At 59.7% G+C, this 25,189-nt stretch carries 26 protein-coding genes and 1 pseudogene; 14 read left to right on the forward strand and 13 right to left on the reverse strand.

The window, feature by feature from the left end; all coding sequences use genetic code 11:
• Positions 1-128 precede the first annotated feature (128 nt).
• From SIB38_RS06840 to uvrC, 6 genes are all read left to right on the forward strand, one after another.
• A complete protein-coding gene (locus SIB38_RS06840) occupies positions 129-1,052 on the forward strand; it encodes an ABC transporter ATP-binding protein (RefSeq protein WP_294117707.1) in 924 nt (307 codons plus the stop codon).
• A complete protein-coding gene (locus tag SIB38_RS06845) occupies positions 1,049-1,810 on the forward strand; it encodes an ABC transporter permease (RefSeq protein WP_294117706.1) in 762 nt (253 codons plus the stop codon). The genes SIB38_RS06840 and SIB38_RS06845 overlap by 4 nt, the downstream gene beginning before the upstream one ends.
• Positions 1,811-1,923: 113 nt before the next feature.
• Positions 1,924-2,721: a S49 family peptidase gene (locus SIB38_RS06850; protein ID WP_294117704.1), complete on the forward strand. Its 798-nt coding sequence runs from the start codon at positions 1,924-1,926 to the stop codon at positions 2,719-2,721.
• A gap of 172 nt (positions 2,722-2,893) precedes the next feature.
• Complete coding sequence (locus tag SIB38_RS06855; protein ID WP_412551675.1) at positions 2,894-3,844, forward strand: calcium/sodium antiporter; 951 nt, start codon at positions 2,894-2,896, stop codon at positions 3,842-3,844.
• A 17-nt stretch (positions 3,845-3,861) separates the two neighbouring features.
• Positions 3,862-4,614, forward strand: coding sequence for an SDR family oxidoreductase (locus tag SIB38_RS06860; RefSeq protein ID WP_412551676.1), 753 nt, complete (start codon positions 3,862-3,864; stop codon positions 4,612-4,614).
• Positions 4,615-4,976: 362 nt separating this feature from the next.
• Positions 4,977-6,851, forward strand: a complete 1,875-nt coding sequence (uvrC, locus tag SIB38_RS06865; RefSeq protein ID WP_294117697.1) for an excinuclease ABC subunit UvrC — start codon at positions 4,977-4,979, stop codon at positions 6,849-6,851.
• Between the two features lie 134 nt (positions 6,852-6,985).
• Here uvrC and SIB38_RS06870 read toward each other — a convergent pair whose 3' ends face one another.
• The gene (locus tag SIB38_RS06870) at positions 6,986-7,315 is read right to left on the reverse strand and encodes a hypothetical protein (RefSeq protein ID WP_294117695.1); all 330 of its coding nucleotides are present in this window, start codon (positions 7,313-7,315) and stop codon (positions 6,986-6,988) included.
• Positions 7,316-7,468: 153 nt separating this feature from the next.
• On the opposite strand from SIB38_RS06870, the gene pgsA reads away from it, so the two are divergent.
• From pgsA to SIB38_RS06885, 3 genes are read left to right on the forward strand one after another with little or no spacing between them, the layout of a single operon-like run.
• Positions 7,469-8,128 (forward strand): CDP-diacylglycerol--glycerol-3-phosphate 3-phosphatidyltransferase, encoded by a 660-nt coding sequence (gene pgsA / locus SIB38_RS06875; RefSeq protein WP_412551677.1) that lies wholly within the window; start codon positions 7,469-7,471, stop codon positions 8,126-8,128.
• Between the two features lie 5 nt (positions 8,129-8,133).
• Entirely contained in the window at positions 8,134-8,379 is a 246-nt protein-coding gene (gene moaD / locus SIB38_RS06880; protein WP_294117690.1) for a molybdopterin converting factor subunit 1, read from the forward strand.
• 10 nt (positions 8,380-8,389) lie between these two features.
• Positions 8,390-8,833, forward strand: coding sequence for a molybdenum cofactor biosynthesis protein MoaE (locus SIB38_RS06885; protein ID WP_412551678.1), 444 nt, complete (start codon positions 8,390-8,392; stop codon positions 8,831-8,833).
• A 138-nt stretch (positions 8,834-8,971) separates the two neighbouring features.
• On the opposite strand, the pseudogene SIB38_RS06890 reads toward SIB38_RS06885, so the two are convergent.
• Positions 8,972-10,354, reverse strand: a pseudogene (locus SIB38_RS06890) (pyridoxal phosphate-dependent decarboxylase family protein).
• Between the two features lie 48 nt (positions 10,355-10,402).
• Between SIB38_RS06890 and SIB38_RS06895 the strand changes: the two are divergent.
• The gene (locus SIB38_RS06895) at positions 10,403-10,732 is read left to right on the forward strand and encodes an ArsR/SmtB family transcription factor (RefSeq protein ID WP_294117687.1); all 330 of its coding nucleotides are present in this window, start codon (positions 10,403-10,405) and stop codon (positions 10,730-10,732) included.
• Between the two features lie 72 nt (positions 10,733-10,804).
• Here the strand turns inward: SIB38_RS06895 and SIB38_RS06900 are convergent, their stop codons facing one another.
• From SIB38_RS06900 to ubiA, 3 genes are all read right to left on the reverse strand, one after another.
• Positions 10,805-11,131, reverse strand: a complete 327-nt coding sequence (locus SIB38_RS06900) for a hypothetical protein (protein ID WP_294117686.1) — start codon at positions 11,129-11,131, stop codon at positions 10,805-10,807.
• Positions 11,118-13,307 carry an OmpA family protein gene (locus tag SIB38_RS06905; RefSeq protein WP_412551679.1) on the reverse strand — a complete coding sequence of 730 codons (2,190 nt, stop codon included), beginning with the start codon at positions 13,305-13,307 and terminating at the stop codon, positions 11,118-11,120. Before SIB38_RS06905 ends, SIB38_RS06900 begins: the two co-directional genes overlap by 14 nt.
• Positions 13,308-13,368: 61 nt before the next feature.
• A complete protein-coding gene (ubiA, locus tag SIB38_RS06910) occupies positions 13,369-14,334 on the reverse strand; it encodes a 4-hydroxybenzoate octaprenyltransferase (RefSeq protein WP_412551680.1) in 966 nt (321 codons plus the stop codon).
• A gap of 12 nt (positions 14,335-14,346) precedes the next feature.
• Here ubiA and SIB38_RS06915 point away from each other — a divergent pair, with 12 nt between their 5' ends.
• From SIB38_RS06915 to SIB38_RS06930, 4 genes are all read left to right on the forward strand, one after another.
• Positions 14,347-15,165 (forward strand): 16S rRNA (uracil(1498)-N(3))-methyltransferase, encoded by an 819-nt coding sequence (locus tag SIB38_RS06915; RefSeq protein ID WP_412551681.1) that lies wholly within the window; start codon positions 14,347-14,349, stop codon positions 15,163-15,165.
• Positions 15,162-16,001: a GNAT family N-acetyltransferase gene (locus tag SIB38_RS06920; RefSeq protein ID WP_294117680.1), complete on the forward strand. Its 840-nt coding sequence runs from the start codon at positions 15,162-15,164 to the stop codon at positions 15,999-16,001. Before SIB38_RS06915 ends, SIB38_RS06920 begins: the two co-directional genes overlap by 4 nt.
• Positions 16,002-16,143: 142 nt before the next feature.
• Entirely contained in the window at positions 16,144-16,653 is a 510-nt protein-coding gene (locus tag SIB38_RS06925) for a hypothetical protein (protein ID WP_412551682.1), read from the forward strand.
• Between the two features lie 63 nt (positions 16,654-16,716).
• Positions 16,717-18,087: a glutamate--cysteine ligase gene (locus tag SIB38_RS06930; protein WP_294117676.1), complete on the forward strand. Its 1,371-nt coding sequence runs from the start codon at positions 16,717-16,719 to the stop codon at positions 18,085-18,087.
• Positions 18,088-18,113: 26 nt separating this feature from the next.
• Here SIB38_RS06930 and SIB38_RS06935 read toward each other — a convergent pair whose 3' ends face one another.
• From SIB38_RS06935 to SIB38_RS06970, 8 genes are all read right to left on the reverse strand, one after another.
• On the reverse strand, positions 18,114-18,554 hold the full coding sequence (locus SIB38_RS06935; RefSeq protein WP_294117674.1) for a hypothetical protein: 441 nt from the start codon (positions 18,552-18,554) through the stop codon (positions 18,114-18,116).
• A gap of 124 nt (positions 18,555-18,678) precedes the next feature.
• On the reverse strand, positions 18,679-19,119 hold the full coding sequence (locus SIB38_RS06940) for a hypothetical protein (RefSeq protein ID WP_294117672.1): 441 nt from the start codon (positions 19,117-19,119) through the stop codon (positions 18,679-18,681).
• Positions 19,120-19,254: 135 nt separating this feature from the next.
• Entirely contained in the window at positions 19,255-19,566 is a 312-nt protein-coding gene (locus SIB38_RS06945; protein ID WP_294117670.1) for a hypothetical protein, read from the reverse strand.
• Between the two features lie 206 nt (positions 19,567-19,772).
• The gene (locus SIB38_RS06950; RefSeq protein ID WP_412551683.1) at positions 19,773-20,228 is read right to left on the reverse strand and encodes a hypothetical protein; all 456 of its coding nucleotides are present in this window, start codon (positions 20,226-20,228) and stop codon (positions 19,773-19,775) included.
• Between the two features lie 160 nt (positions 20,229-20,388).
• On the reverse strand, positions 20,389-20,844 hold the full coding sequence (locus tag SIB38_RS06955; RefSeq protein ID WP_412551684.1) for a hypothetical protein: 456 nt from the start codon (positions 20,842-20,844) through the stop codon (positions 20,389-20,391).
• 136 nt (positions 20,845-20,980) lie between these two features.
• Entirely contained in the window at positions 20,981-21,421 is a 441-nt protein-coding gene (locus SIB38_RS06960) for a hypothetical protein (RefSeq protein ID WP_294117665.1), read from the reverse strand.
• A gap of 107 nt (positions 21,422-21,528) precedes the next feature.
• Positions 21,529-23,901 carry a 1-deoxy-D-xylulose-5-phosphate synthase N-terminal domain-containing protein gene (locus tag SIB38_RS06965; RefSeq protein ID WP_412551685.1) on the reverse strand — a complete coding sequence of 791 codons (2,373 nt, stop codon included), beginning with the start codon at positions 23,899-23,901 and terminating at the stop codon, positions 21,529-21,531.
• 69 nt (positions 23,902-23,970) lie between these two features.
• Entirely contained in the window at positions 23,971-25,185 is a 1,215-nt protein-coding gene (locus SIB38_RS06970; RefSeq protein WP_294117662.1) for a methionine gamma-lyase, read from the reverse strand.
• Positions 25,186-25,189 lie beyond the last annotated feature (4 nt).

Genomic DNA, 25,189 nt, shown 5'->3' on the forward strand with positions numbered 1-25,189 from the left:
CTTCACCGGGCTTGTAGAGCCGTGCGGTGGTGCACATATCCCTCTGAAAATTTGTGCACTTGGCGCGGACCAGCCACCTGATAGGGTGGCGCGCTTACAAAGGTGCAGACCGGAAGAGGGAGCCGGCGGTGATTGTAGACATAAAAGACTTGCGCAAAACCTACAAAGGTGGGTTTGAGGCGCTCAAAGGCGTGACTCTGGGCATCAAGGAGGGCGAAATTCTCGCGCTTCTGGGGCCGAATGGCGCGGGCAAAACCACATTGATTTCCACCATTTGCGGGATCACCAATCCGAGTGCGGGCTCGGTGTCCGTGGGTGGGCACGACGTGGTCAAGGACTACCGCGCGGCGCGGTCGATGATTGGTCTGGTGCCGCAGGAGATCAACTTGGAGCCGTTCAACAAGGTGATCGATGTGGTCACCTATTCGCGCGGTTTGTTTGGTAAAAAGGCCAACCCTGCCAAGATCGAAGAGATCCTCAAGCAGCTGTCGCTATGGGACAAGAAAGACGCGCGGATCATGATGCTGTCCGGCGGTATGAAGCGGCGGGTGCTGATTGCCAAGGCGCTGAGCCATGAACCGCGGGTGCTGTTTCTGGATGAGCCGACGGCAGGTGTGGACGTGGAGTTGCGCAAGGACATGTGGGATGTGGTTGCCAAGCTCAAAGAGCAGGGCGTGACCATCATTCTGACCACGCACTACATCGAAGAGGCCGAGGCGATTGCCGATCGTGTGGGCGTGATCAACGGTGGTGAGCTGCTGCTGGTGGAAGAGAAGGCGGCGCTGATGCAGCGTTTGGGGCAGAAGACCCTGCAAGTGGACCTGCAAGCGCCGGTGGAGAGCGTACCGGAGAGCCTCGCGAGCTATAATCTGGAGATTGCCGAGGGCGGCAATGCGCTGCGCTATCACTATGACACCAGCGGCGAGAGCACGGGCATCACCCGCCTGTTGGGCGAAATCAGTGCGGCTGGCTTGCAGCTCAAAGACATTCAGACGGACCAGTCGAGCCTTGAGGACATCTTTGTCGGGCTGGTGAAGGAGGGCGCGGCATGAATTTCACGGCTGTATGGGCAATCTACTACTCCGAGATGGTGCGGTTCTTCCGCACAATTGCGCAGAGTTTCATTTCTCCTGTGATTTCCACGTCGCTGTATTTTGTGGTGTTTGGCGCCGCGATTGGCAGCCGGATCGATCAGGTTGAGGGCGTGAGTTACGGGGCGTTTATTGTGCCGGGGCTGATCATGCTGTCGGTGATGACGCAGGCGCTCTCAAACGCGTCTTTTGGCATCTATTTCCCGAAGTTCATTGGCACCATCTATGAACTCTTGAGCGCGCCGGTCAGTTTCTTTGAGATTGTACTGGGCTTTGTGGGGGCGGCGGCGACCAAAGCGCTGTTCATTGGTGTGGTGATTTTGGCCACCGCGTCGATGTTTGTCGATGTGCCGGTCACACACCCCTGGGCGATGATCCTGTTTTTGGTGCTGACCTGTGTGAGCTTCTCGCTGTTTGGTTTTATCATCGGGGTCTGGGCGGGCAACTTTGAGCAGCTGCAGTTAATCCCGCTGTTGGTGGTGACGCCGCTGGTGTTCCTTGGCGGCTCGTTTTATTCGATCTCGATGCTGCCGCCGATCTGGCAGAAGATCACGCTGTTTAACCCTGTGGTGTATCTGATTTCCGGTTTCCGTTGGTCCTTCTTTGGCACGGCGGATGTGCCTGTGGGGCTGAGCCTGTTGGCGATCTTCGGCTTCACTGCCCTGTGCATGGGCATCATCTGGTGGATCTTCAAAACCGGTTGGCGCATTCGGGCCTGATTTGCAGAGTGACGCGAGGTGACTCGCGTCACATCAGGATTTTTGATCACAAACATCGCTTTCCTGAGGGGCTTACCTTGTGAAACGACCATGCGCGTTCTACATGCCATGGGATGAAACGCTTGAACCCTTTTGCCAAGAAAGCGCCAACAGTGGCGGTGGTGCGTCTGCAAGGCATGATTGCCGCGGGCGGTCGTGGACAATTGAACGATGCCACATTGGCGCCGTTGCTGGAAAAAGCCTTTGCCAAGGGCAAGCCTGCGGCGGTGGCGCTTGAAATCAATTCGCCCGGTGGCAGCCCGGTGCAAAGCGCGCTGATCGGCAGCCGCATCCGGCGGCTTTCCGAGGAAAAAGAGGTTCCTGTCATTGCCTTTGTTGAGGATGTGGCCGCATCCGGAGGCTATTGGCTCGCGGCGGCGGCGGATGAGATTTACGCGGACGAAAGCTCGGTTGTTGGCTCCATTGGCGTGATTTCAGCGGGCTTCGGCGCGAATGTGTTCCTGTCGCGTCAGGGATTTGAACGGCGGGTTTACACAGCTGGAAAAAGCAAATCGATGCTCGATCCATTTCAGCCGGAAAAGGCCGAAGATGTGGCCCGGCTGAAGCGGATGCTGGAGCAAATTCACCAGAATTTCATCGCCCATGTGCAATCACGGCGGGGCAAAAAACTTGCGGACAATGATGACCTGTTCACCGGAGAAATCTGGATCGGGTCGCAGGCCAAAGAGGTTGGTCTGATCGACGAAATTGGACATTTGGTGCCGGTTTTGAAGGCGCGCTTTGGGGACAAAGTGAAGCTGCGCCGTTATGGCATCAAACGGTCCATGTGGCAGCGTTTTGGGGCTTCACTCGCCCAGGATGCGGTTGCGGGCATTGAAGAACGGGCGCAGTTCGCGCGGTTTGGGCTCTGACGTGCTGGTAAAGATTGTCTCTCTGTTTCTGGTCGGCATGGCGGTGCTCGCGATGTTTGGCAAACTCCGGTTTCCGGGCCAGAAGCAGTTGCAATCAAAGAAATGCCCCAAGTGCGGGCGGTACAAAATTGGCAAGGGGCCATGCCCCTGCGGCAAGGACATGGGGTAGAGCATGGAATGGTTGCTGGTATCGCTGGGTTTGGTGATCCTGCTATTGGCTGGGGACGCGCTGGTACGTGGCGCGGTGAACCTGTCGCTGCGGATCGGGATTCCGGCGTTGATCGTCTCGCTGACGATTGTGGCCTTTGGCACCTCTGCCCCTGAACTGTTGATCTCTATCCAGGCCGCGTTGAAAAACGCGCCGGGCATTGCGATTGGTAACGTTGTTGGCTCCAATATTGCCAACATCCTGTTGGTGCTGGGTGTTCCGGCCATTTTGGCGCCGATCCACACCAGCCACTGCAATTCCAGACGCAACTTTGTGATGATGATTGCCGCTTCGGTGCTGTTCATCGCCTTGGCTGCGGATGGTTTCTTCCGCTTTGGCAATGGTTTGGTTTTGCTGGGCGCGCTGGCGTTGGTGCTGGGCAGCGCATTCTATCAGGCGCGGTGCCACAAGAAGGCCGAAGCCGCCATGGAAATGGACGAGGAAGAGGTCGAAGGCGCGGACCCGGACATGCCGTGGTGGCGCATCATTGTCTTCCTTATTCTGGGTCTTGTGGGGCTGCCGCTCGGCGCGGACTTGATGGTGGACAACGCCGAGATCATTGCGCGGCGGTATGGCGTGAGCGACACGGTGATCGGCTTGACGCTGATCGCGCTGGGCACCTCTTTGCCAGAGCTGGCGACCACCGTGATGGCCGCACTGCGCCGTCAGGCGGATGTGGCGCTGGGCAACGTGATTGGCTCTAACATGTTCAACCTGTTGGCCATTATCGGTATCACCTCGATCATTCACCCGATCCGCGTGGACCCGGACTTCTTCGAGTTTGATTTCTGGGTGATGCTGGGCGCGTCCCTGATCCTGATCCCATTTGTTTTCCTAAAAAGAGACATCACACGCATCTGGGGTGTCATTCTCACCGTACTCTATCTAGCTTACATCTTGATAACCCTGACCTAATTTAAGCGGAGACTGATATGGCGCGGGCATTGGTAACTGGCGCCGGACAGCGGCTTGGACAAGCGATGGCTGTGGCATTGGCGCAGCGCGGTTATGACGTGGCGGTGCATTATGCGACCTCTGTTGAAGGGGCTGCGGAGACGGTGGCGGCGATTGAGGCCTGCGGACAGACGAGTGTTGCGGTGCAGGCAGACCTTCTGGATGAGACGCAAACCAAGGCGCTGTTTACCGAGAGTGTTGCGGCTCTGGGTGGGCCGATCACCTGCCTTATCAACAATGCATCAATATTTGAGGATGACTCTGTGCAGTCCTCAACCAGAGAGGGTTGGGACCGCCATATGGAGAGCAACCTGCGGGCGCCCTACGTTTTGACGCAGCTGATGGCGGCGCAGGGCCTCGCGGCGGCGAAAGATGCACAGGGCGAGCCGGTGGCGGCAGGGCTGGTGGTGAACATGCTGGATCAGCGTATCCGCAACCTGACGCCGGAGTTTTCGACTTACACTTTGGCGAAGATGGGGCTTTGGGCGCTGACCCAGACAGCCGCGCAGGGATTGGCGCCGCATATCCGCGTGAATGGCATCGCGCCGGGGCCAACGTTGCAAGGGGCGCATCAGGACGCTGCGGATTTTGGGGCTGAGCGGGCTGGCACAGTGCTTGGTCGGGGCGTTGGCGTGGACGATATTACCGCGGCTTTGGGCTATTTGCTGGATGCCAAAGCTGTGACTGGGCAGGCAATTTGCGTGGATGGTGGCCAGCATTTGCGTTGGTGACGGGCTGAAACAGGCTTCGCCGCAGAGTTGGTTGATTGCGATAACAACGTCGGCGTTTTGCGGCGAAAAGCGCATATCAGAGATAAGTTTTGCACCGGTCACAGTTCCGTTACATAAATTTTACTTTTTCTTAATGATTTCAATAATTTGAGATGTGTTTAAAAAACTTTCGTTTGAAATCAATGGCTTATTTTTATGCCTAATTTTTAGGCAATGCGCCGAAAGCAGCCAAAAAACAAGGGAAATCCGCGTGAGGGCAAAAGATATCTTCAGACTTATCCACAGTTTCCGTGGATTTGTTTACTCTTGCGTCAAGGGCGTCAAGATTGCAGCCCGACCAAAAGAATCATATTTGAAAACACATGACCTCTGACAGCGTTGAAAGTCCTGACGGCCCGACGGGACACGAATGTATACAAAACTACCTTAAAACACTGGACGGATCGCCCGGTGTTTATCGCATGCTCGATGCGCAGGCGCGGGTGTTGTATGTCGGCAAGGCGCGGAACCTGCGCGCACGGGTGTCAAACTATGCGAGACCCGCAGGCCATTCAGGCCGGATTGCGCGGATGATCTCCGAAACCAGCTCAATGATGTTTCTGACCACCAAGACGGAAACCGAGGCGCTGCTTTTGGAGCAGAACCTGATCAAGCAGTTGAAGCCGAAGTACAATGTGCTGCTGCGCGACGACAAAAGTTTCCCGCATATTTTTATTTCGTCGGAACACGACTTCCCTCGTATCGAAAAGCATCGGGGCGCCAAAACGCGCAAAGGTAAATACTATGGGCCATTTGCAAGTGCCGGCGCGGTCAATCGCACGTTGAACACTTTGCAGAAGGTCTTTCTGCTGCGCAGTTGCACAGACAAGGAGGTGGAAGCTGGAGATCGGCCTTGTCTGAACTATCATCTCAAGCGTTGTGCTGGGCCGTGTGGTGGCAAAATCAGCAAAGAGGACTATGCCAAGCTTGTTGCGGCGGCGGATGATTTTCTGCGCGGGCGTTCCACCAAAGTTCAGGCGGATCTGGCGGCGGAAATGCAGGTGGCGTCCGACAATCTGGAGTTTGAGAAGGCGGCGGCTTTGCGAGATCGTATCCGGGCGTTGACCCAGGTCCAGAGCGCCCAAGGCATCAATCCGCAGGGCGTGAAAGAAGCTGATGTGATTGCGTTGCATATGGACAGCGGGCAGGCATGTGTTCAGGTGTTTTTTATTCGGGCGAACCAGAACTGGGGCAACCGTGATTACTATCCGCGGGTTGGGCCAGATGTGAGCAAGGCAGAGGTGATGCAGGCCTTTGTTGGCCAGTTCTATGACAGCAAGGATCCCCCGCGGCAGATCATCTTGTCCGATGATATCGAAGACAGCGCGCTTTTGGCGGATGCCTTGAGTGACAAGCTTGGCCGCAAGGTTGAGATACTCGTGCCACAGCGAGGCGAGAAGGCGGAACTTGTCAGCGGGGCGCTGCGCAATGCGCGGGAGAGCCTGGGGCGCAAGATGAGCGAAACCGCGACCCAAGCGAAGCTGTTACGCGGTGTGGCAGAGGCGTTTGATCTGAGTGGGCCACCGCAACGGATTGAGGTCTACGACAACAGCCACTTACAGGGCACCAATGCAGTGGGTGGCATGATTGTCGCGGGTCCGGACGGCTTTATGAAAAACAGCTATCGCAAGTTCAACATCAAAGGCGATGACATCACGCCCGGCGATGATTTTGGCATGATGAAAGAGGTGCTGCACCGACGGTTCTCGCGGCTTCAGAAGGAAGACCCTGATCGGGACAAAGGCATGTGGCCGGACCTGCTGTTGATCGATGGGGGCGCCGGGCAGGTCAGCGCCGTGCATGAGATCATGGTCGAACACGGCGTGGCGGATATTCCGATGGTGGGCGTGGCCAAAGGGGTGGACCGAGACCACGGCAAGGAAGAATTCCACCGCGTGGGCAAAAGCGTGATGGCGCTGCGCCGGAATGATCCGGTGTTGTATTTCATCCAGCGCCTGCGCGACGAGGCGCACAGGTTTGCGATTGGCACACACCGTGCGAAACGCGCCAAAGCAGTGGGCGCAACGCCGCTGGATGACGTGCCGGGCGTGGGCGCGACGCGGAAACGAGCGCTATTGGCGCATTTTGGCAGCGCGAAAGCCGTAAGCCGTGCCAATTTGGCGGATTTGAAGGCCGTGGATGGCGTCTCTGATAAACTGGCGGAGACAATCTACAACTTTTTCCACGATGGAAGTTAAACCCTGCGCGCGGTGGGTGTTGCCTAAAGCGTCCGACATTTGGTCTGAAGCAGAAAAAAGGTCGGGCGCGGCGGAACCCCTCAGTGTCGTGGGCGTCCTGCCAAAAATGAGGATCAGGATTTTGGCAAGACGCCCTAGGCAGGCACCTTGCCGCGTAGCACAAGGTTTTCGACAATCTGCTCGACAAACCCAACCATGCCATCTGGGCCGGAAGAGCGGTCCTTGAGGTGGATCGACAGGTCGGGGCGGCGGGTGGCGATCAGACCAATCAAGTCCCCGCGCGTGTCGTCATCCATGCTGGCGCCCATGATGACGCAGCAAATGCGCGGTTCGGTGTCCAACTGGCGTATGACTTCGCCGTGGTCATGGGCGCCAAGCCATTGAATGGGCAGGTGGTCCAATTGGCGCGGCACGGCGCCAATCACATTGGGCAGTTTTCCAACAAGCAATACAACAGGTTGCATAAGGGCATCTCCTCTCTGACGGTCTGCGCCCGAGGGTTTTGCCTGTGTTGCCTTATGCCAGTGTAGCACAGATTTGTGGGCTCTGGGCCATGGTGGCGGCACCGCGTCACAAACGCGCTTCCCCTGAGAGGGGAGACAGGCTAAGTCAGGGGCATGACCTGGACCATTCCCAACATCCTTTCTGTGATGCGCCTGTTTGCAGCCCCGATGGTTGCTGTGATGTTTCTTTATTTTGAAAGGCCTTACGCGGATTGGTTTGCGCTGATGCTGTTTTTGGTCGCGGCCGTGACCGATTGGTTTGACGGCTATCTGGCGCGGTTGTGGAAGCAGGAAACCAAGCTGGGCGCGATGATGGACCCGATTGCCGATAAGGCGATGGTGGTGATCGCGTTGATGGTCATCGTAGGCTATAGCTCCATGTCGCCCTGGCTGGTGCTGCCGGCGACCGTGATCCTGTTCCGCGAAGTGTTTGTGTCGGGCCTGCGGGAGTTCCTTGGCGATACCGCCGGAACGCTGAAAGTGACCAAGCTGGCGAAATGGAAAACGGCGACGCAAATGGTTGCGATTGCGTTCCTTTTTGGCCAGGGGGTGTTTGAGCATTACCTCGGCATGTCGGCTTGGGGCATGGACCAGGCGTTGGTCGATCAGGTGATGCTGGGCGAGGTGGAAGACCTACAGGGGCTGCGTTGGAAACACACCGGGATGGTGTGGAGCGGCTGGGTAGGACTTTTGTTGCTGTGGATTGCCGGCGCGCTGACCGCTATCACTGGGGTGGACTACTTCAACAAGGCGAAGCCGCATCTAAAGGATTGATCGCAATGGATGTTCTCTATTTTGCTTGGGTGCGGGAGCGCATTGGCATCCCGAAAGAAAAGGTGGAGACCAACGCCACAACCGTGATGCAGTTGGTGGAAGAGCTGAAAACCCGCGAAGAGCGGTATGAGGTGGCCTTTTCGGATTTGAGCGCCTTGCGTGTGGCGGTGGATCAAGAATTGACCGACTTTGATGCGAGCCTTGAAGGCGTGCGTGAAGTGGCGTTTTTCCCACCAATGACAGGTGGTTAAGAGGTTTTCCATGCGCGTTGTTGTTCAGGAAGAGCCGTTTGATTTTGGCCGCGAGGCGCAGGATTTCGCCAGCGGGCACCGCAATATGGGCGCGATTGTCACCTTCACCGGTGTGGTGCGCGATGCCGACAAGGGCGGCATGGATCGGATGGTGATTGAGCACTATCCCGGCATGACCCAGAAGGCGCTGGAGAAGATCGCGGCGGAGGCTGTAAGCCGTTGGGATCTTGGGGATGTTTTGGTCATCCACCGCCATGGCGAGCTGCGTCAGGGTGATATGATCATGATGGTCGCCACGGCCTCGCGTCATCGGGTGAATGCCTTTGAGGCGGCGGAATATTTGATGGATTACCTGAAATCCCGCGCGCCGTTTTGGAAGAAAGAATACACTGCGGACGGGGCCGAATGGGTTGCCGCAAAAGACGAAGATGAGGACGCGCTGAGCCGCTGGTGATGCAGCTGCGTTAACCGGTAAAATCCCTTCGTTTGGGACGTCGGTATTTTGTCGGTATCGCGACTGTTTTGCGGAGGTGCGTGGTTTTGCGACCGCGTGGCAGGAAAAGGTAAACCCACCGCGCGGTGCATCGTTGCTTTAGGCAACAGCTTTTGAAGTGAGAACCGCTTTGCGGGCTTTGACAATGGCGGCCACCAGCCGGTCGATGTCCGTGTCTGTTGTGGCCCAGTTGGAGACACTCAGGCGGAAGCCGCTGTGGCCTTGCCAGGCGGCGGCGCCAAACCATGCTTCACCGCACGCCTGGACCTCCGCCGTGATGGCAGCGCAGAGCTCTGGGCTGTCGGGCAGGGTCACAAACACCTGATTGAAGTGCACGAGATGCGGGACGGTGAAGCCTTCATTGCGTAAGGCGTCTGCGAGGCGGGTGGCTTTGTTGTGAAAGCCAAGGATCATGTCGTTGAGCCCCTCGCGGCCAAGCGAGAGCAGGGCGGCGTAGGTTTCGGCACCTCGGGCGGCGCGGCTGAACTCTGGCGTCAGGTCTGCAGGGGAAGGATCGGTGGGTGGCAGGTAGGCGGCGCCGATGGCCATGGAGGCGCGCATCTCTTCGGGATGGCGGCAGAGGGCCAGGCCGGAGTCATACGGCGCGTTGAGAGTTTTGTGGGCGTCCACCACCCAGCTGTCAGCTTTCTCAAGGCCGGTGAGCGCGTCGGCCAGGTCGGGCACCGCGCGCGCCTAGAGGCCAAAGGCGCCATCGACATGCAACCATGCGCCAGCGGCATGGCAGGCGTCGGCAATCTCGCCAATCGGATCAAACGCGCCGGTGCAGACGTTGCCCGCCTGCGCCAGCATAATGCAGGAGGCGTCCAGCTTGGGTAGCTTGTCGGCACGCATGCGGCCTTGGGCGTCGGTTGGGACACGTTCGATGGTGTCGGAGCCAAGACCAATCAGGCGCAGGGATTTGAGCACGGTGGCGTGGATTTCGGCGCTGGCGATCACGCGCAGGGCAGGCGCGCCGAGCAGGCCTTTGCCGCGTGGGTGGCCGAGGCGGCTCAGCAAGGTGTCGCGCGCGGTGGCCAGCAGGGTCATGTTGGCCATGGTCGCGCCGGTGGTGAAGGCGCCTTCGGTCTGGGCGGGCAGGTTGAGCAGATCGATGATCCAGCGCACGGCGGTTTGCTCCATCTGCATCACCGAGGGGCCGGTGTCGGCATTTGCGCATTGGTCCCAGGCGGCGAGCAAAGCGCGGGCACCAGAAGCGGCGGGTAGTGCGCCGCCGATGACATAGCCAAAGTAGCGGCCCGCGGCGGTGGCGACAGTGCCGGGGCTGCCGGCGTCCTGCATCAGGGAGAGCACGTCGTTGGGGCTATGACCATGTTGGTGGAGTGCGATGTCGAGCGCGGAGAGCTGGGTTGCGTCTGCGTTTACCTGACGGTCGGAGAGCCCGTGCAGGTAGTCTGCGCCAAGTTTTGCGCCTTGAGCGAAGGCTTGGGCTTGGCGGGCGAGGGGATCTGAGGCTAAGGTCATATCGAGATCAGTCTATATAGGGAATCATCTATATTGATATTTGACGATATGCTCGCGGAGTCAACTGAGTCGGTCACGGCGCAGGCGAAAGTCTTTGCCGCGCTGTCCAGCCCTGTGCGCTTGCAGATCATGCTTTGGCTGCTGGACCCGCGCTCGCATTTTGCGCCGCAGGTGGATGGGGACTTGGTGGAAGATGGCGTTTGTGTGGGGCGGATTGTCGACAAGCTGGACCTGTCGCAGCCCACGGTGAGCGCGCATATGAAGAAACTCAGCGCCGCTGGGTTGGTGCGCGGCAAGAAGATCAACAACTGGATTTTCTATAAGCCGCAGCGGGAGGTGCTGAAGGCGTCCGGGGTGGTGTTGGGTACGCCAAAGTAGGAAGCTGAATGCAATCACAAAAAAGGCCAGCCTCTGGAGAGAGACTGGCCTTTGGTGGTTCTAGGGTGCCTGTTACGCCCCGCCCAGACGCTCCACGTGCATGCGCAGTTCTTCGGCTTCCTGGCGGGCGTCGCGGAGGCCGTCCATGGCCGCGCGCAGTTCGGCTTCGGTCTGGGTCAGCTGATTGGTCAGCTCGGCCTCGCGCTGTTGCAGGTAGGTGATGGCCTGATCGCGGGTCTCTTCGGCTTCGTGCAGCTCCTGGGACATGCGCTCCAGTTGGTCGACGTCAGATTGCGCGACGCGGGTGAAGCGGTGCACCAGCCAATTGGCAAACCAGCCCATACAAAAGGCCACAAACAGAATGACGGCGGTGGTCAGGATGAACTCAATTCGTGTCATTGGTCTGGGTCTCCTCGCCGTCTTCCTGCGCGGCGTTGTCTGTGGATGTCTCGTCAGAGGCGGCGTCTGCGCCTGTGTCCGCTGCGGCGTCTGCCTCGGAGGCAGGGGCGTCGGCGGTTGTGTCGTCCGTGGCTGCGTCGGCTTCAGTGGCGGTCGTCTCGTCGGTGGTCTCAGTCGCGGTAGCGTCTTCTGGTGCTGCCTCGCCGGTGTCCTCTGACGTGGCTTCGGTATTGTCCGCCTCGGTAGTCTCTGCTTCGCTTTCGCTTGGGGCTGCCTCGGCTTCGGTGGTCTCGGCCTCAGCGTCGGCGGCTTCTGCCTCTGCGTCAGCGGCACCTTCTTCTGCTGTGGCTTCGGCCTGTTCTTCTTCCGGGAGGATGCGGACAAACTCGATGCGGCGGTTGGCTTCGCGGCCTTCGGCGGTGTCGTTGTCAGCAATCGGCTGGCTCTCACCATAGCCAAGGGCAAGGAAACCTTTGGTCAGCACGCGGCGTTCCTGCAGCGCGGTCAGAACCGCCAGCGCGCGGGTTTGCGACAGGGCCTGGTTCATGCTTTCGCGGCCCTGGCTGTCGGTGTGGCCCTGGATTTCGATTTGCAGATCAGGACAAGCGTTGAGCTCTTCTGCCAGCTTGTCGATGATCCCGGCGGCGCTGGCATCCAGCGTGCCGCTGCCGGGTTCAAAGGCAATTTTGGCTTCGTCCTGAAGGGCCTGAATGTTGGCCATGCATTCTTCGTTGGTAGGCAGGCCCGCCAGTGGATCAAGTGCCTCAAGATAGGTGACGTTGATCGCGAAGTGATCGGTCTGGCTCAGTTTGGCGGCCAGCAGCTGCGCGATGCGGGCGTTGGTCTCGGTGTTGCCGGTGTTGCCGGTGACGGAGACGGCCTCGGGCGTCACGATCAGGGAGCCGTTGTTGAGCAGGGAGAGGGCGTCCAGACCGGCCATCACGCGGAAAGGCCAGGTTGGCGGCAGGGTGTCGTCCAAGCGGGTCGCCATATGCACGGTTTCGGTGCCAAAGCGGGCGCGGGCGTAGCTGTCTGTGGTGTCGCGCGCGATGTCGTTGGGCAGGCGGCCGCGCAGTTGTACCAGACCTTCCGGGCTGAGCGTGGCGGTAAATTCCTGCGCGACGGCTTCGTCCTCGGCCTCTGGTGTGGGCGGTAGGGTGGCCAGCAGGGCAAAGGCTTCGGGCAGGGTGCCTTCGAGCTCACCAACAACGCGGTCAAACAGAGCCTGATCGGTGCCCATCAGCGCGATGAGGGTGACGTCGGCATCGGAGAAGGTCAGCGTACCGCCGCTCAGTTCATTGAGGCCGCGAATGGCGGTGGCCACCGCGTCGCCCCAGCTGGTGGAGGGCACGCCAAGGCCAATCACGCAGTCCACATTGCCTTCCAGGCCAGCTGCGCGGGCAGCGGTGAGGATTTTGGCGCGGGCTTTGTCGGTGTCGGCGGAGCAGGCGTCAAAGCGGGTGACGTCGCCGCCTTTGACAAGGCGCAGGGTGAAGGGGGTGATCACCGGGCGGGGGGCGGAGATGTTGAGGTTCACCTCAACGCCATTGGGCGCGCGGCGGGCGAGGTCGATTTCCAGCTCGGCGCGCTGCTCCGGGCTGTCGGCCATGGCGGTTACGTCGACGCGGCCAGCCTGTACCGAGATTTTGGAGCGTGGCAGGTCTTTGAGGGCGGAGACAGCAAAGCGGGAGGCGGCGGACCAGCCCGCGGGGGCAGCGTAATCGGCGGTTTCCAGAAGGTCGGCGACGTCGCCGCTGTCGGAGATGTCTTGTAATTCGCGCAGCAGGCGATCACGCGCGGCGCTTTCCGGGATCAGACCGATCAGCGAGATGCCCGCGTCGTTGCGCAGGATTTCCACGGAGAAGCGAGGTGGAGCAATAGCGGCGGTGGCGGGTACTTCCATGTTGTCGATGACGCGCGCGGCGTCGACGATGCGGCCCGCGGCGGAGATGGCTTTGAAGCGGTCTGCCTCTGACGGGGCCACGCCCGCGAGGAAGATTTGCAGGCCTTCGGCATGCACCTCGGCCCAGTCCATGCCGGACTTGGAAAGCTCGAGCTCGACGGAGGACTTGGAGGTGTCTTCGATCAGATCAGCGGAGAGGCTCGCGGCGACAAGGCTTAGAAGCCCCGCCGAGGCGAAGGTAACAAACAGGATAAGGAGGGAAGAAAGTCGCATTCAGAAAGTGTGGTCCGTCCAGTGGTGCATGGTTGATACGGGGTTATGACCCCGCTTGCAATCACAGGAAAAAGGCGGTGGCGGAAAACAGCAGAGGGATAAGGCCGGTGTCGCGGTTGGCGCGGAACAGGCGCAGGAGCACGGCGGGGTCCTCGGTGTCGAGCTGGCGCAGTTGCCATTGCATGTGCCAGCCCATGGTGAGCGGCCCCAAAAGGGCGACGGCCATAGAGGCCGGGCTGCGCTCGATGGTGACCATCAGCACGGCAAAGCCAAAGAGCATGATTGTGAGGGTCAGGAAACCTTGAAGCCATTGCGGGCTGTTTTTGCCGAACAGCCGCGCGGTGGATTTCACACCGATGAGGGCGTCGTCTTCGGTGTCTTGGTGGGCATAGATGGTGTCGTAGAACAGGGTCCAAGCAATGCCTGCGGCGTAGAGGATCAAGGCGGGCCAGGCGAGGCTGCCGGTGTGGGCGGTCCAGGCCAGAAGCGCGCCCCAGTTGAAGGCGAGGCCCAAGAAGACCTGCGGCCACCATGTGAAGCGTTTGGCAAAGGGGTAGACCGCCACCGGCAGCAGGGAGGCGATGCCCAGCAGGATGGCGTTCAGGTTGAAAGTGAACAGGATGGCGGCGGAGATCAGGGTTTGGATCACCATCCAAATAGCGGCTTGTTTGGCGGTCACTTGGCCGGACGGGATTGGACGGGAGCGTGTGCGCGCAACTTGGGCGTCAAACTCGCGGTCGGTGATGTCGTTCCAGGTGCAGCCTGCGCCGCGCATCAGGAAAGCACCAATGGCGCAGCCGACGGCGATCCAGAGATCATGCAGCGAGGCCTGACCATCACTCAGTATCGCCAGCGCTAGGCTCATCCAGCAGGGCAGCAACAGGAGCCAAGTGCCAATGGGACGGTCCGCGCGCGACAAGCGCAGGTAGGGGCGAGACCAGGCTGGAGCCAGATGGTCGACCCAATTGCCTTTCACAGCGTCAGAAACTTGCCCCTTGGGGTCTTCCTTTGCGGGCGTGTCGGCCATATGTCGGTTCCCATGAAACAGGCAAAAGTCAGACTGTATGTAGAGCAGGGCTTGGGGGAAGGGCAAACCATTCCTCTGACCAAAGAGCAGGCGCATTACCTTTTTGGCGTGATGCGCATGGCGGTGGATGATCCGGTGCTGTTGTTTAATGGGCGGGATGGCGAGTGGCGCTGTGCCGTGACTGTGGCGAATAAACGCAATGGGGAACTGGTGTGCGAAGCGCAGACCAAACCGTTGCAGATGCCGCCAGACCTCTGGCTGTGCTTTGCGCCAATCAAGAAGGCGCGGACAGACTTTATTGTCGAGAAAGCCGCTGAAATGGGCGCGGCGCGGATTGTGCCGGTGAACACCGATTTCACCAACAGCGAGCGCATTCGGCAGGATCGTCTGCAGGCCCATGCGGTGGAAGCGGCGGAGCAATGTGGCGGGACCTATGTGCCGGAGGTCAGTGATCTGGTGAAGCTGGATCGGTTGCTGGCGGAGTGGCCTGAAGGGCGTCAATTGATGTTCTGCGATGAGGCCGAAGTGGGAGAGCAGCTTTGGCTGGAAGCGCTGCCCAGCGACCGAGCCGAGGGTGGACGCGAAGCGCCCGCCCGTGGGGGCGGATCGGGCGCTGATCGGATCGCTAGCGATCCGATTCCGGGAAAAGACGGTCGGCCTTGGGCCATTTTGATTGGGCCGGAAGGTGGGTTTTCTGAGGCGGAGCGGGACCGGTTGAAGGCCTTGCCGTTTGCGCATGTGGTGAGCCTTGGGCCGCGGATTTTGCGGGCGGATACGGCGGCAGTTGCGGCGATGACCCTGTGGCAGCAGAGCCTGGGAGACTGGCAGTGAGTTGGCGCACGGTCACGGAGGCGGATCTTGCGTGGATTGAGCCGTTCCTGCGGGAGCATGTGCAGAGCTCGATGTTTTTGTTGGGGAACCTTGAGCAGCATGGCTTGGGCAGTGATGCCCCCAGAGGCTTGAAGATTTGGGCCTTGGACGGTGGGAGGCAGGGCCTTTTAGGCGTGACCAATGAAGGCATGGTTTTGCCGCAAGCGCCGATGGTGACCGAGCATGAGTTGTCTCAGATAGGGCCAATTTTTGCTGAGCGCAAGTTGATGGGCTGTTGCGGCGAGGCTGCTCAGGTCGCGCAGGTATTGGCGATTCCTGAGGTGCGCGCGCAGAAGCTGGTGTCTCATGACACGCAGCCGCATTTTGCCCTGTCACTTGAGGAGTTACGTCTGCCCGAGATTGGCGGATTGACCTTGGTTCCGTTGGAAGCTGCGCCTCGGGATCTCGTGTTGTCGTGGCGCGAAGCGTATCTAAAGGAAGTGCCCGGTTTAGCGGTTTCGGATCCGGTTTCGACAGCTCAAAAGGACATTGACGGGTATCTGGAGCGCAACAGCCACCGCGTTGTGATGCGGGGTGATCGCCCTGTTGCGATGGCTGGCTTCAATGCACAGACCTCGGACGTCGTGCAAATAGGCGGGGTGTACACGCCGCCGGACCTGCGTGGGCAAGGATTGGCAAGGGCTGCGGTGGCAATGCATTTGGCTGAAGCGCGCGATGCAGGAAAGGCCCATGCGACCCTGTTTGCGGCCAGTGCAGCTGCAGTTAAGGCCTACCAATCCATTGGGTTTCTGCCATGTGGGCAATTTGCCATGGCGTTTTTTGATACCGAAACATGAGACATGGCATGATTGGTCTGGCGTTTTTGGCATCGAATAGAGGGCCGCGCTTGACCCTGGGAGGAAGCAAAAGCGCCCTCCCGTGGGGAGGGTCGGGCGCTGCCCGGCCTTGCGGCCGGACTAGAGTTTGAAAGGTGGTGACATGACATTCATTCGACCTGAGGCCCGCGCGGCGGTGGCGCAGTGGCGGGAAGCCCTGGTGGGCGGCGTGGTGTTGCTGCTTGGTATTTGGTGGGCCAGTGGCTTTGGCGTGATGAAATGGCTGGGCATTGGCCTCGTCGCCGTGGGCGCGGTGCTGATCGTGAGCGGTCTGCAGCGCGGGCGGTTTCGGATTGGCAAAGGCGGGCCGGGCGTGGTGCAGGTAGACGAGGGCGAGGTGGCTTACTTTGGCCCGCTCAATGGCGGTAGCGTGGCCATTCGCAGCCTGAGCCGCGTGGTGCTGGACGGACGCAGCACGCCACCGGTTTGGGCACTCTATCAACCGGGGCAGGCGCCGTTGCATATTCCGGTGAATGCCGAAGGCTCTGATGCGCTTTTTGATGCCTTTGCGTCGCTGGATGGCATCCGCACGGAAAATATGCTGGCTAAGTTGAAGGCCACACCGGATCAACCGGTTGTGATCTGGGCCAAATCAGACCCCCGGTTGCATTGACACTGCCGGGAATTACCCTCACCACTACTGTCCCAAGCGAGTTTGCAGGAGCGGAGCAAGCCTATGTCTATCCCACAGTCCGGCGGCGGGCCGATTGAGCATCACGACCAACTGGCGGAATACCTCAGCTCTGGCTGCAAACCCAAAGAAGACTGGCGTATTGGCACCGAGCACGAGAAGTTTGGCTATTGTAAAGACACGCTGAAGCCGCTGCCTTATGAAGGCAAACGCTCCATTCTGGCGGTGCTGGAAGGCCTGCGTGATGGCCACGGCTGGTCCCCGCTGGAAGAAGGCGGCAAGCTGATCGGCTTGGAGAAAGACGGCGCCAATGTGAGTCTTGAGCCGGGGGGGCAGCTGGAGCTGTCCGGTGCGCCGCTCGAGAGCATCCACCAGACCTGTGATGAGGTGAACCAACACCTGACCGATGTGAAAGACATCGCCGACAAGATCGGAGTGGGGTTCATTGGGCTTGGCGCGGCGCCGATCTGGAGCCATGAGCAGATGCCGGTGATGCCCAAAGGGCGTTACAAGCTGATGACCGATTACATGGACCGCGTGGGCACCATGGGCAAGGTCATGATGTATCGGACCTGCACCGTGCAGGTGAACCTCGATTTTGCCTCTGAGGCGGACATGGTGCAGAAGCTGCGCGTGGCGCTGGCGTTGCAGCCGGTGGCGAATGCGTTGTTTGCCAATTCGCCGTTTCTGGATGGCAAACCCAATGGGGTGAAATCCACACGGGGGCTGGTCTGGCGCAATCTGGATGACGACCGCACCGGCATGTTGCCGTTTGTGTTTGAAGAGGGTTTTGGCTTTGAGCGTTGGGTGCAATATGCGCTCGATGTGCCGATGTATTTTGTCTATCGCGACGGAAAATACATCGACGCGCTGGGCATGTCCTTCCGCGACTTCCTGAAAGGCGAGCTGCCGGCCCTGCCCGGCGAGATGCCTACCCTGAGCGATTGGGCGGATCACCTGACCACCGCCTTCCCTGAGGCGCGGATCAAGAAATTCATGGAAATGCGCGGCGCGGACGGTGGTCCATGGCGGCGGCTTTGTGCTCTGCCCGCGTTCTGGGTGGGGCTGATGTATGATCAATCCTCGCTGGATGCGGCCTGGGATCTGGTGAAAGGCTGGGATGCGGAGACGCGGGAGGCGCTGCGGGTTGCGGCCAGTGAAGACGGGCTTCAGGCGCAGGTGGGTGGCATCAAGATGCACGATCTGGCGCGGGAGGTGCTGGCGATCTCCGAGGCCGGTCTGGTGGCGCGGGCCAAGCCGGGAGCTGGTGGGTTGGTGCCTAATGAGACCCATTTCCTGAACGCGCTGAAGGAAAGCGTGGAGAGTGGCAAGGTCCCGGCGGATGAGCTTCTGGAGCGGTATCACGGCGACTGGAACGGTGATCTGAGCCAGATCTACGGCGAGTACAGCTACTGATTTCGGTGAACGCGAACGCCGCTGGCTTAAAGCAGGTGGCGTTCGGTGTGGCAGGTTTCAGGGAAGTACTTGAGGCTGTCTTCCGGCAAGTTGAGCACTGCAAATGCCTCTGGGTACCCGGGAAGAACGTGCAAGCGAATTGGGATTTCTTTGGCCGCGATCATGCTTTCGTACATGAGGATTGCTGGTTCAGACACTTTGGTGCTGCCCACCAGACAAATGTCCATGCCTGAGTCCACGCTGCCATGCGTCTGCTTTGAGTGCGTGGTGAATTCATGCACTTCGTCATAGCCAATTTCAAAAGAGGTTACCTGGAAAAAGTCGCTGATTTCGGCCATGCCGGACCGGTATTCCGGCCGTTGATAGCAGGCTTGGGTCTCTTCAAAGAGTTCCTTTGGCGTGACCTGTCCAGAATAAATGATGTGGACGAGATTGAGCTCGGGAATGATCGTTAGGCTGACGGGCATCGCTTTCCTTTTGATTAGTTTGCGATGCATCTTTTGTTAGAGCAACCTTTTCTCACCTTGCACGACAGATTTTGCGGCGTGTTTTCGCAAATTGGGATTTGGGAAAGGCAGAAGGTTTGTTTGCCTAGAACAGGTGACTTTCCTTACGGCAGAAATCTGGGAAATAGGCGAGGCCTGCGGCAGGCAGGTTGAGCAAGGCCAAAACTTCGGGGTAGCCGGGCACGACGGTGACTTCAAATGGGGCGTTGCTGGCGGCGGAGAGGTTTTCATACATCGCCATGGCCGCAGCGGTGATCGGGGTTTCGCCCACCAGAACAAGTTGAATAGGCTCGGTCACATCGCGGTAGGTTTCGGTTGTTTGCTTGGCGTAAGCCATCATTTCATCAAAGCCGATGTCGACCTCGGTCACTTGTGACAGGTCATTGATGCCGGGCATGCCCATTTCAAAGGCTGGGTTCTGGTGCCGTTTGGTTTGCTCGTCATAGAGATCCTGAATGGTCACGCGCCCGGTATAGACGTTGTGTACCACCTGAAGCTCGGGAATGACGGAAACGCTGATCGGCAATCTCAAATCCTTTCCAGAAGTGTGCAGCGTATTGAAACCTATTTCAAGCATTGCGCTAGGAACGCAATTGGGGAGGGCGCGTCTATGGGAGTGTTTCGGCGGCAGGTATTGCCTGGCGAGGTTGGTCCCAAGGGATCAGAGCAGGTGACTCTCTTGCTGGCACGATTCCGGGAAGTGTCGGATAGCCTCGGCAGGCAAATCCAGCAGCGCAAGCACTTCGGGATAACCGTCGGCTGTCTCGATTTTGGCCTTCGGGTCCTGCACGGCGACGAGATTTTGGAACATCTCCACCATCAGGGCGGGCTGTCCGGTGAGGCCGAGAAAGATAACATGTAAAGCCGCGCCCTGGTCTGCGTGCAGCGTTGCCAGCTCTTTGACAAAAGACTGGTGGATGTCGAAGCGGGTGTCGATGAAGCCAACCTGAGACATGTCCGCGATTTCGGGCATGCCGAAGCGATAGTCCGGTTGGGCCTAGCATTTGGTGAGCGCGCCGCGTAGCTCATCTTCGATAAGGGTTCCAGTTCCGACGACGTGAACCAGGGACAATTGCGGGAGGATCGTCGCGGTGACCGGCATCGGGCGTTCCTCAGTGTAGGCATCCTGAGTTAAGGATTGCGCACTAAGAGCGCAGGGTCAAGAAACTCCGGTGACGGTCAAGAGGACAGGCGATTGAGCAGGTGCGCTTCGCTGCGGCAGTCTTCGGGGAAGAGGTCGATGGTGCGGCGGGGCAAATCTAGGATGGCGAGGATGTCGGGGAAGCCCTGCACGATGTCGACGCTGGCGATGCCGTCTTCGAGCTCTGACAAAGAGCGGAACATTTCCGCCAGCCAAATGCTTTGGTCGTTGTTGCAGACAATAAAGATATGCACATGTTCGCCGCGCTCGCGGTGGCGCTGCTGGATGCCGGCGGTGAAGGCCTTCATCTCGTCAAACCCCACGTCGAAGTCTTCGAGATTGAGCATATCGAGGATCATATGCATGCCGGGCGTGAAGTCTGGATTGGCATGCAGGGCCTGGGACGACGTGGTGAAGTCCTCAAAAGTGACGCTACCTGTAAAGCGGCTGTACACCAGCGGAGCCGGGGTCAGCAGTTGGCTTTCAATCGGCATGGGCACTCCCTAGTTTGGCGCCGTGTCGGTTTTGCCGTGGTCCAGTCGGCTCACGTTTAGGATGAGTGGCCCATGCGCATGTGTCAAGTGACACAGGCTGCTCCGCTGAGGGTGCTAGGGGAGCGTTAAGGAAGCCTTTTCAGTGAAGACCGGTTTCGTTTCAGGAGCTGCGACGGTTGAGCAGGTGGGACTCGGTTTGACAGTCTTCGGGGAATAGCTTGATGGTGTCCGGTGGCAGGTCAAGCAGGGCGAGGACTTCTGGGAAGCCGTGCAGGATGTCGATGTTGGCCAGGCCGGGTTCCAGGTCGACCAGGGCGCGGAACATTTCCGCCAGCCAGCGGCCTTGTTCGCTGCTGCAGACAATGAAGATGTGCACCGGTTTGCCCCGGGCGCTGTGACGGTTGCGGGTCAGGGCGGCAAAGTCGCGCATCTGGTCAAAACCGATGTCAAAATCGGTCACGTCGAGCATGTCGACCACGGTGTGGGTGCCCGGCACATAGGCCGGATCGGCGTGCAGCGCTTGGGAGGAGGCGGTCAATTCGGCCATGGTGACATGGCCGGAGAACCGGCGGTAGGCCAGAGCGGCGGGACTGAGGATTTGGTTCTCGATGGGCATGAACACCCCAAGTCTTCAGGCTGAACCCTTTGGTGATACGGAAGCGCGCGCAAGTCACACGGTACCGGTTTCTTCATGGCAATTTATGCCAAAATAACATCCCAAAAATGGAATTCAATAGGAATGAAGCAAAGCCTTAGAGCAGATGGGTTTCATCCTGGCAGTGGGGCGGGAATTCGGCGATCTGGTCTTCGGACAGATCTAGGGCAGCGAAGATTTCTGGATAACCGGGCATCACGTGCAGATCTACGGTGCTGGGCAGGGTTTCTGAAAAGGCCATGAACATCTCGCCGATGGAAAATCCTAGTTGATTTTGGTCGAGCAAAAATAGGGTCAACGGCTCTGCGTTGGCGTTGTGAAACTCGGTGAACGCCTTGGTGAATGTGAGCATGTCATCGTAGCCGGCCTGCATGTCGGTGACGCCGCGAAAATCCCCCACTTCGGTCATGCCGTGGATGTAGCCCGGGTCCTGATAGGCACGCGTGAGGGCGGCCCAGAGTTCGCCGGGCAGGACGGTGCCGTATAATTCGACGTGCAAAAGCGCGGATTTCGGCAGGAGGGTGGTTCTGACAGGCACGCGGGCTCCTTTGTGGCAGGCGAATGAGATGCCTGTGACAAGCATGCGGGCGCGATGTGGCCGGCGTCAAGAGGGGCGCCGCCTGCCGCGGCGGTAGACGTGTGGCGTTACCTTTGCGGCAAAAGGCTGCGGCCCGAGGTCAGCGCGTTGATGCGGGAGACGATGGTGGCGGCGTCCAGCCCGTGGTGCCGGTAGAGGTCGCCGATGGTGCCGGTTTGGCCGAAGTGCTCCACGCCTAGCGGTAGGGTTTGATGGCCCTGCACTGCGCCGAGCCAGCTCAGCGTGGCGGGGTGGCCGTCGATCACTGTGAGCAGGCGGCAATGGGGCGGCAGCTCGGACAAAAGCCGCTCGATGTGGCTTTGGGCCGACATTTGCCCCCGCGCGCGGGCACGTTGCGCGGCGGTCCAGCCGGCGTTGAGGCGGTCCGCAGAAGTGACGGCCAAAACGCCGATGTCGCGGCGGTCGTTGGCGATTTGACCAGCGGCTTTGATGGCTTCCGGCGCAACAGACCCTTGGTAGGCAATCACAACCTCGCAGTTGGGGCCGGGTTTGCGCAGCCAGTAGGCACCATCGATTGCGCCCTGTTTGAACGCGTCATCGTTGCGCTTGCCCGGCTGCTCAATCGGGTTGGTGGTCAGGCGCAGATAGACAGAGCCGCCGGTTTCATCGCGCAGCCAGGTGCGCTCGTCGGGATCGCCTTCGCCATCGCGTTGCAGGTAGTCAAAGGCCCATTCCATGATCACGGCTAGCTCATCGGCAAAGGCCGGTTCAAAGGAAGCGAGGCCGTCTTGGGACATGCCGATCAAAGGCGAGGCAATGGATTGATGCGCGCCGCCTTCGGGTGCAAGCGTCACGCCGGAGGGGGTGCCCACCAGCAGGAAGCGGGCGTCTTGATAGCAGGCGTAGTTGAGCGCATCGAGACCGCGGGACACAAAAGGATCGTAGACGGTGCCGATGGGGATCAGGCGTTTGCCAAAGAGGGAGTGGGATAAGCCTGCGGCCCCCAGCAGGAGCATCAGGTTCATCTCGGCAATGCCCAGCTCAATGTGCTGGCCTTCCGGCGTGAACTCCCATTTGGCTGTTGAGGGAATGCGGTGCTCGATAAAGGCGTCGGCCTGGGCCTTGCGGGCAAAGAGCTTGCGGCGGTTGACCCATGGGCCGAGGTTGGTGGTGCCGGTCACATCGGGCGAGGTGGTCACGATGCGCGCGGCAAGGTCGCTGTCGCCTTTGGAGAGGTCATCGAGAATTTTGCCAAAGGCCATTTGCGTGGAAGTCTCGCGGTCACTGTCGAGCGAGATGGCCGGAACCGGGAGTTTGGCGTCGGTAAACCGGCGTGGCCCTTGGGCAAAGAAAGGCACTTCGGAGAGGAAGTCGCGCAGGGCGGCTGGGGCGGCGACGGTGGCCATCGGCTCCCATTCCTGACCTTCGGCCACACCCATGTGTTTTTGCCAAGTCGCCATCTGGGTCTTGTTCATCAACCCGCCGTGGTTGTCCTTGTGACCGGCGATGGGCGTGCCCCAGCCTTTGATGGTGTAGGCCAGAAAACAGGTTGGGCGGTCGTGGTCGATGGCGGCGAAGGTCTCGGCCATGGTTTCCACGCAGTTGCCGCCGAAGTTTTCCATCAGTTCGGCCAACTCGTCGTCGCTGCGCCGATCTAGGAGCGCCGTAACGTCGCCTTGGTCGCCAAGATCGTCCATCAGGTGTTTCCGCCAGACCGCCCCGCCCATGAAGGTCAAGGCGGAGTAGTCTTGGTTAGGGCAATTGTCGATCCAGTCGCGCAACTTGTCACCGCCGGGCTCGGCAAAGGCAGCACGTTGCAGGGCGCCGTATTTCACGCGGACTACGTCCCAGCCAAAGGCGTCAAAGATCTTCTCAACCCGTTCAAACAGGCCTTCGCGCACGATGCCGTCCAAGGATTGGCGGTTGTAGTCGATGATCCACCAGGTGTTGCGCAGGTCGTTTTTCCAGCCCTCTTGCAGGGCCTCATAGACGTTGCCTTCGTCCAGTTCCGCATCGCCCACCAGCGCCACCATATGGCCCTGCGGCGCGTCCGCGCCCCAGTCTTTGGCGGTGATGTAGTCTTGGATCAGCGAGGCGAAGGAGGTGATTGCCACGCCAAGCCCCACGGAGCCGGTGGAGAAATCCACATCGTCGATGTCTTTGGTGCGGCTGGGGTAGCTTTGCACGCCGCCAAAGCCGCGGAAGTTTTCCATTTTCTCGCGTGTCTGATTGCCCATCAGATATTGCATCGCATGGAAGATTGGCGAGGCGTGGGGTTTCACGGCAACGCGGTCTTCAGGCTTGAGCGTGGCAAAGTAGAGCGCGGTCATGATCGAAACCATGGAGGCGGAGGACGCCTGGTGGCCGCCGATCTTGATGCCGTCTTCTTTGGGCCGGATGTGGTTGGCGTTGTGGATCATCCAATGGGACAGCCACAGCAGGCGTTGTTCGATGGTCTTCAGGTGCTGGGTGTCGTTCATTGTCTGGCTCCGGTGGGCAATCGGGGAGAGTGGCCTTGGCGCAAGTGTAGCACGCCAAGGCCGAAGGGCTTATTCCGCTGCGATGCGGGTGGGCAGGGCGTCTAGCGCTTGGGCGAGGTCGGCGAGGATGTCCTCAACCTCTTCAAGACCTACGGACAGACGCACGAGGCCTTCGGTGATGTTGTGCGCGGCGCGCTCTTCGGGCGTGTAGGTGGAATGGGTCATGGAGGCCGGGTGCTGGATCAGGCTTTCGGCGTCGCCCAAAGACACCGCCCGCTGGATGAGGTTGAGGTTGTTCATCAGCGCGATACCCGCGTCGTGGCCTTCGACCAGTTCAAAGGCGATCATCGCGCCGGGTTTGTCCATTTGGCGCTCTGCCAGCTCATGCTGTGGGAAACTCTTTAGGCCCGGGAAGGACACGGATTCAATGGCCGGGTGGCTTTCGAGCCATTCCGCAACGGTGATCGCGGATTGCACATGGCGGTCCAGACGCAGGGCCAGGGTTTTGAGGCCGCGCAAGATCAGCATGGCATTAAACGGCGCCATGACCGCGCCGGTCATGTCTTTCATGCCGACCAGACGGATGTCGGCAATTTGCTCGGCGGTGCCGACCACAAGACCGGCCACCACATCGCCGTGGCCCCCGAGATACTTGGTGGCGGAGTGCAGCACGATGTCTGCGCCCAGTTCGATAGGGCGGGTCAGGTAGGGCGTAGCGTAGGTGTTGTCGACCACCACGGTGGCGTCCACGCTGTGCGCAATTTTGGATGCGGCGGCGATGTCGACCAGACGCATGTTGGGGTTGGCCGGGGTTTCGAAATACACCACGCGGGTTTTGTCTGAGACAGCGGCGCGCAGATTTTCGATATTGGTCATGTCGACATGGGTGATGGTCACGCCCCATTTCGCCAGACCATGCTGCATGAAGGCAAAGGTGCAGCCATACAGCGTTTTGTCGACGATGAGTTCGTCGCCAGGGGAGAGCAGGGTCCAGAGCGTGGCGGTGATGCCGCCCATGCCGGAGGCCAAGGCCAGACCGGCTTCGGCCCCTTCGAGTGTGGCGATGCGCTGCTCCAGCAGATCGCAGGTTGGATTTGAGATGCGCGAATAGATGTGCCCCACGCGGTCACCGGCAAACATCTCGCCACCGGCCTGCGCGGTTTCAAAAGTGAAAGTGGAGGTCAGGTGCAGCGGTGGGGTCAGCGCGCCTTCGTTGTCCTGCGGATCATAGGCGTGGTGGATGGCGCGGGTGGCGAAGCCTTGTGGGGCGTTGCGTTTGGTCATGGGA

Origin of the sequence: Shimia sp. MIT910701 (assembly GCF_047126315.1) — a bacterium.
Lineage (GTDB): Bacteria > Pseudomonadota > Alphaproteobacteria > Rhodobacterales > Rhodobacteraceae > Shimia.

What these genes read in the sequence shown, in the direction of transcription:
- moaD (WP_294117690.1), top strand. Translation starts at nt 8,134, where the DNA reads ATGGATGTTCTCTATTTTGCTTGGGTGCGGGAGCGCATTGGCATCCCG.
- pgsA (WP_412551677.1), top strand. Translation starts at nt 7,469, where the DNA reads ATGACCTGGACCATTCCCAACATCCTTTCTGTGATGCGCCTGTTTGCA.
- uvrC (WP_294117697.1), top strand. Translation starts at nt 4,977, where the DNA reads ATGACCTCTGACAGCGTTGAAAGTCCTGACGGCCCGACGGGACACGAA.
- SIB38_RS06930 (WP_294117676.1), top strand. Translation starts at nt 16,717, where the DNA reads ATGTCTATCCCACAGTCCGGCGGCGGGCCGATTGAGCATCACGACCAA.
- SIB38_RS06855 (WP_412551675.1), top strand. Translation starts at nt 2,894, where the DNA reads ATGGAATGGTTGCTGGTATCGCTGGGTTTGGTGATCCTGCTATTGGCT.
- SIB38_RS06895 (WP_294117687.1), top strand. Translation starts at nt 10,403, where the DNA reads ATGCTCGCGGAGTCAACTGAGTCGGTCACGGCGCAGGCGAAAGTCTTT.
- SIB38_RS06885 (WP_412551678.1), top strand. Translation starts at nt 8,390, where the DNA reads ATGCGCGTTGTTGTTCAGGAAGAGCCGTTTGATTTTGGCCGCGAGGCG.
- SIB38_RS06945 (WP_294117670.1), bottom strand. Translation starts at nt 19,566, where the DNA reads ATGCCCGAAATCGCGGACATGTCTCAGGTTGGCTTCATCGACACCCGC.
- SIB38_RS06935 (WP_294117674.1), bottom strand. Translation starts at nt 18,554, where the DNA reads ATGCCCGTCAGCCTAACGATCATTCCCGAGCTCAATCTCGTCCACATC.
- SIB38_RS06970 (WP_294117662.1), bottom strand. Translation starts at nt 25,185, where the DNA reads ATGACCAAACGCAACGCCCCACAAGGCTTCGCCACCCGCGCCATCCAC.
- SIB38_RS06905 (WP_412551679.1), bottom strand. Translation starts at nt 13,307, where the DNA reads ATGCGACTTTCTTCCCTCCTTATCCTGTTTGTTACCTTCGCCTCGGCG.
- SIB38_RS06860 (WP_412551676.1), top strand. Translation starts at nt 3,862, where the DNA reads ATGGCGCGGGCATTGGTAACTGGCGCCGGACAGCGGCTTGGACAAGCG.
- SIB38_RS06965 (WP_412551685.1), bottom strand. Translation starts at nt 23,901, where the DNA reads ATGAACGACACCCAGCACCTGAAGACCATCGAACAACGCCTGCTGTGG.
- SIB38_RS06850 (WP_294117704.1), top strand. Translation starts at nt 1,924, where the DNA reads ATGAAACGCTTGAACCCTTTTGCCAAGAAAGCGCCAACAGTGGCGGTG.
- SIB38_RS06950 (WP_412551683.1), bottom strand. Translation starts at nt 20,228, where the DNA reads ATGCCGATTGAAAGCCAACTGCTGACCCCGGCTCCGCTGGTGTACAGC.
- SIB38_RS06845 (WP_294117706.1), top strand. Translation starts at nt 1,049, where the DNA reads ATGAATTTCACGGCTGTATGGGCAATCTACTACTCCGAGATGGTGCGG.
- ubiA (WP_412551680.1), bottom strand. Translation starts at nt 14,334, where the DNA reads ATGGCCGACACGCCCGCAAAGGAAGACCCCAAGGGGCAAGTTTCTGAC.
- SIB38_RS06925 (WP_412551682.1), top strand. Translation starts at nt 16,144, where the DNA reads ATGACATTCATTCGACCTGAGGCCCGCGCGGCGGTGGCGCAGTGGCGG.
- SIB38_RS06915 (WP_412551681.1), top strand. Translation starts at nt 14,347, where the DNA reads ATGAAACAGGCAAAAGTCAGACTGTATGTAGAGCAGGGCTTGGGGGAA.
- SIB38_RS06900 (WP_294117686.1), bottom strand. Translation starts at nt 11,131, where the DNA reads ATGACACGAATTGAGTTCATCCTGACCACCGCCGTCATTCTGTTTGTG.
- SIB38_RS06955 (WP_412551684.1), bottom strand. Translation starts at nt 20,844, where the DNA reads ATGCCCATCGAGAACCAAATCCTCAGTCCCGCCGCTCTGGCCTACCGC.
- SIB38_RS06870 (WP_294117695.1), bottom strand. Translation starts at nt 7,315, where the DNA reads ATGCAACCTGTTGTATTGCTTGTTGGAAAACTGCCCAATGTGATTGGC.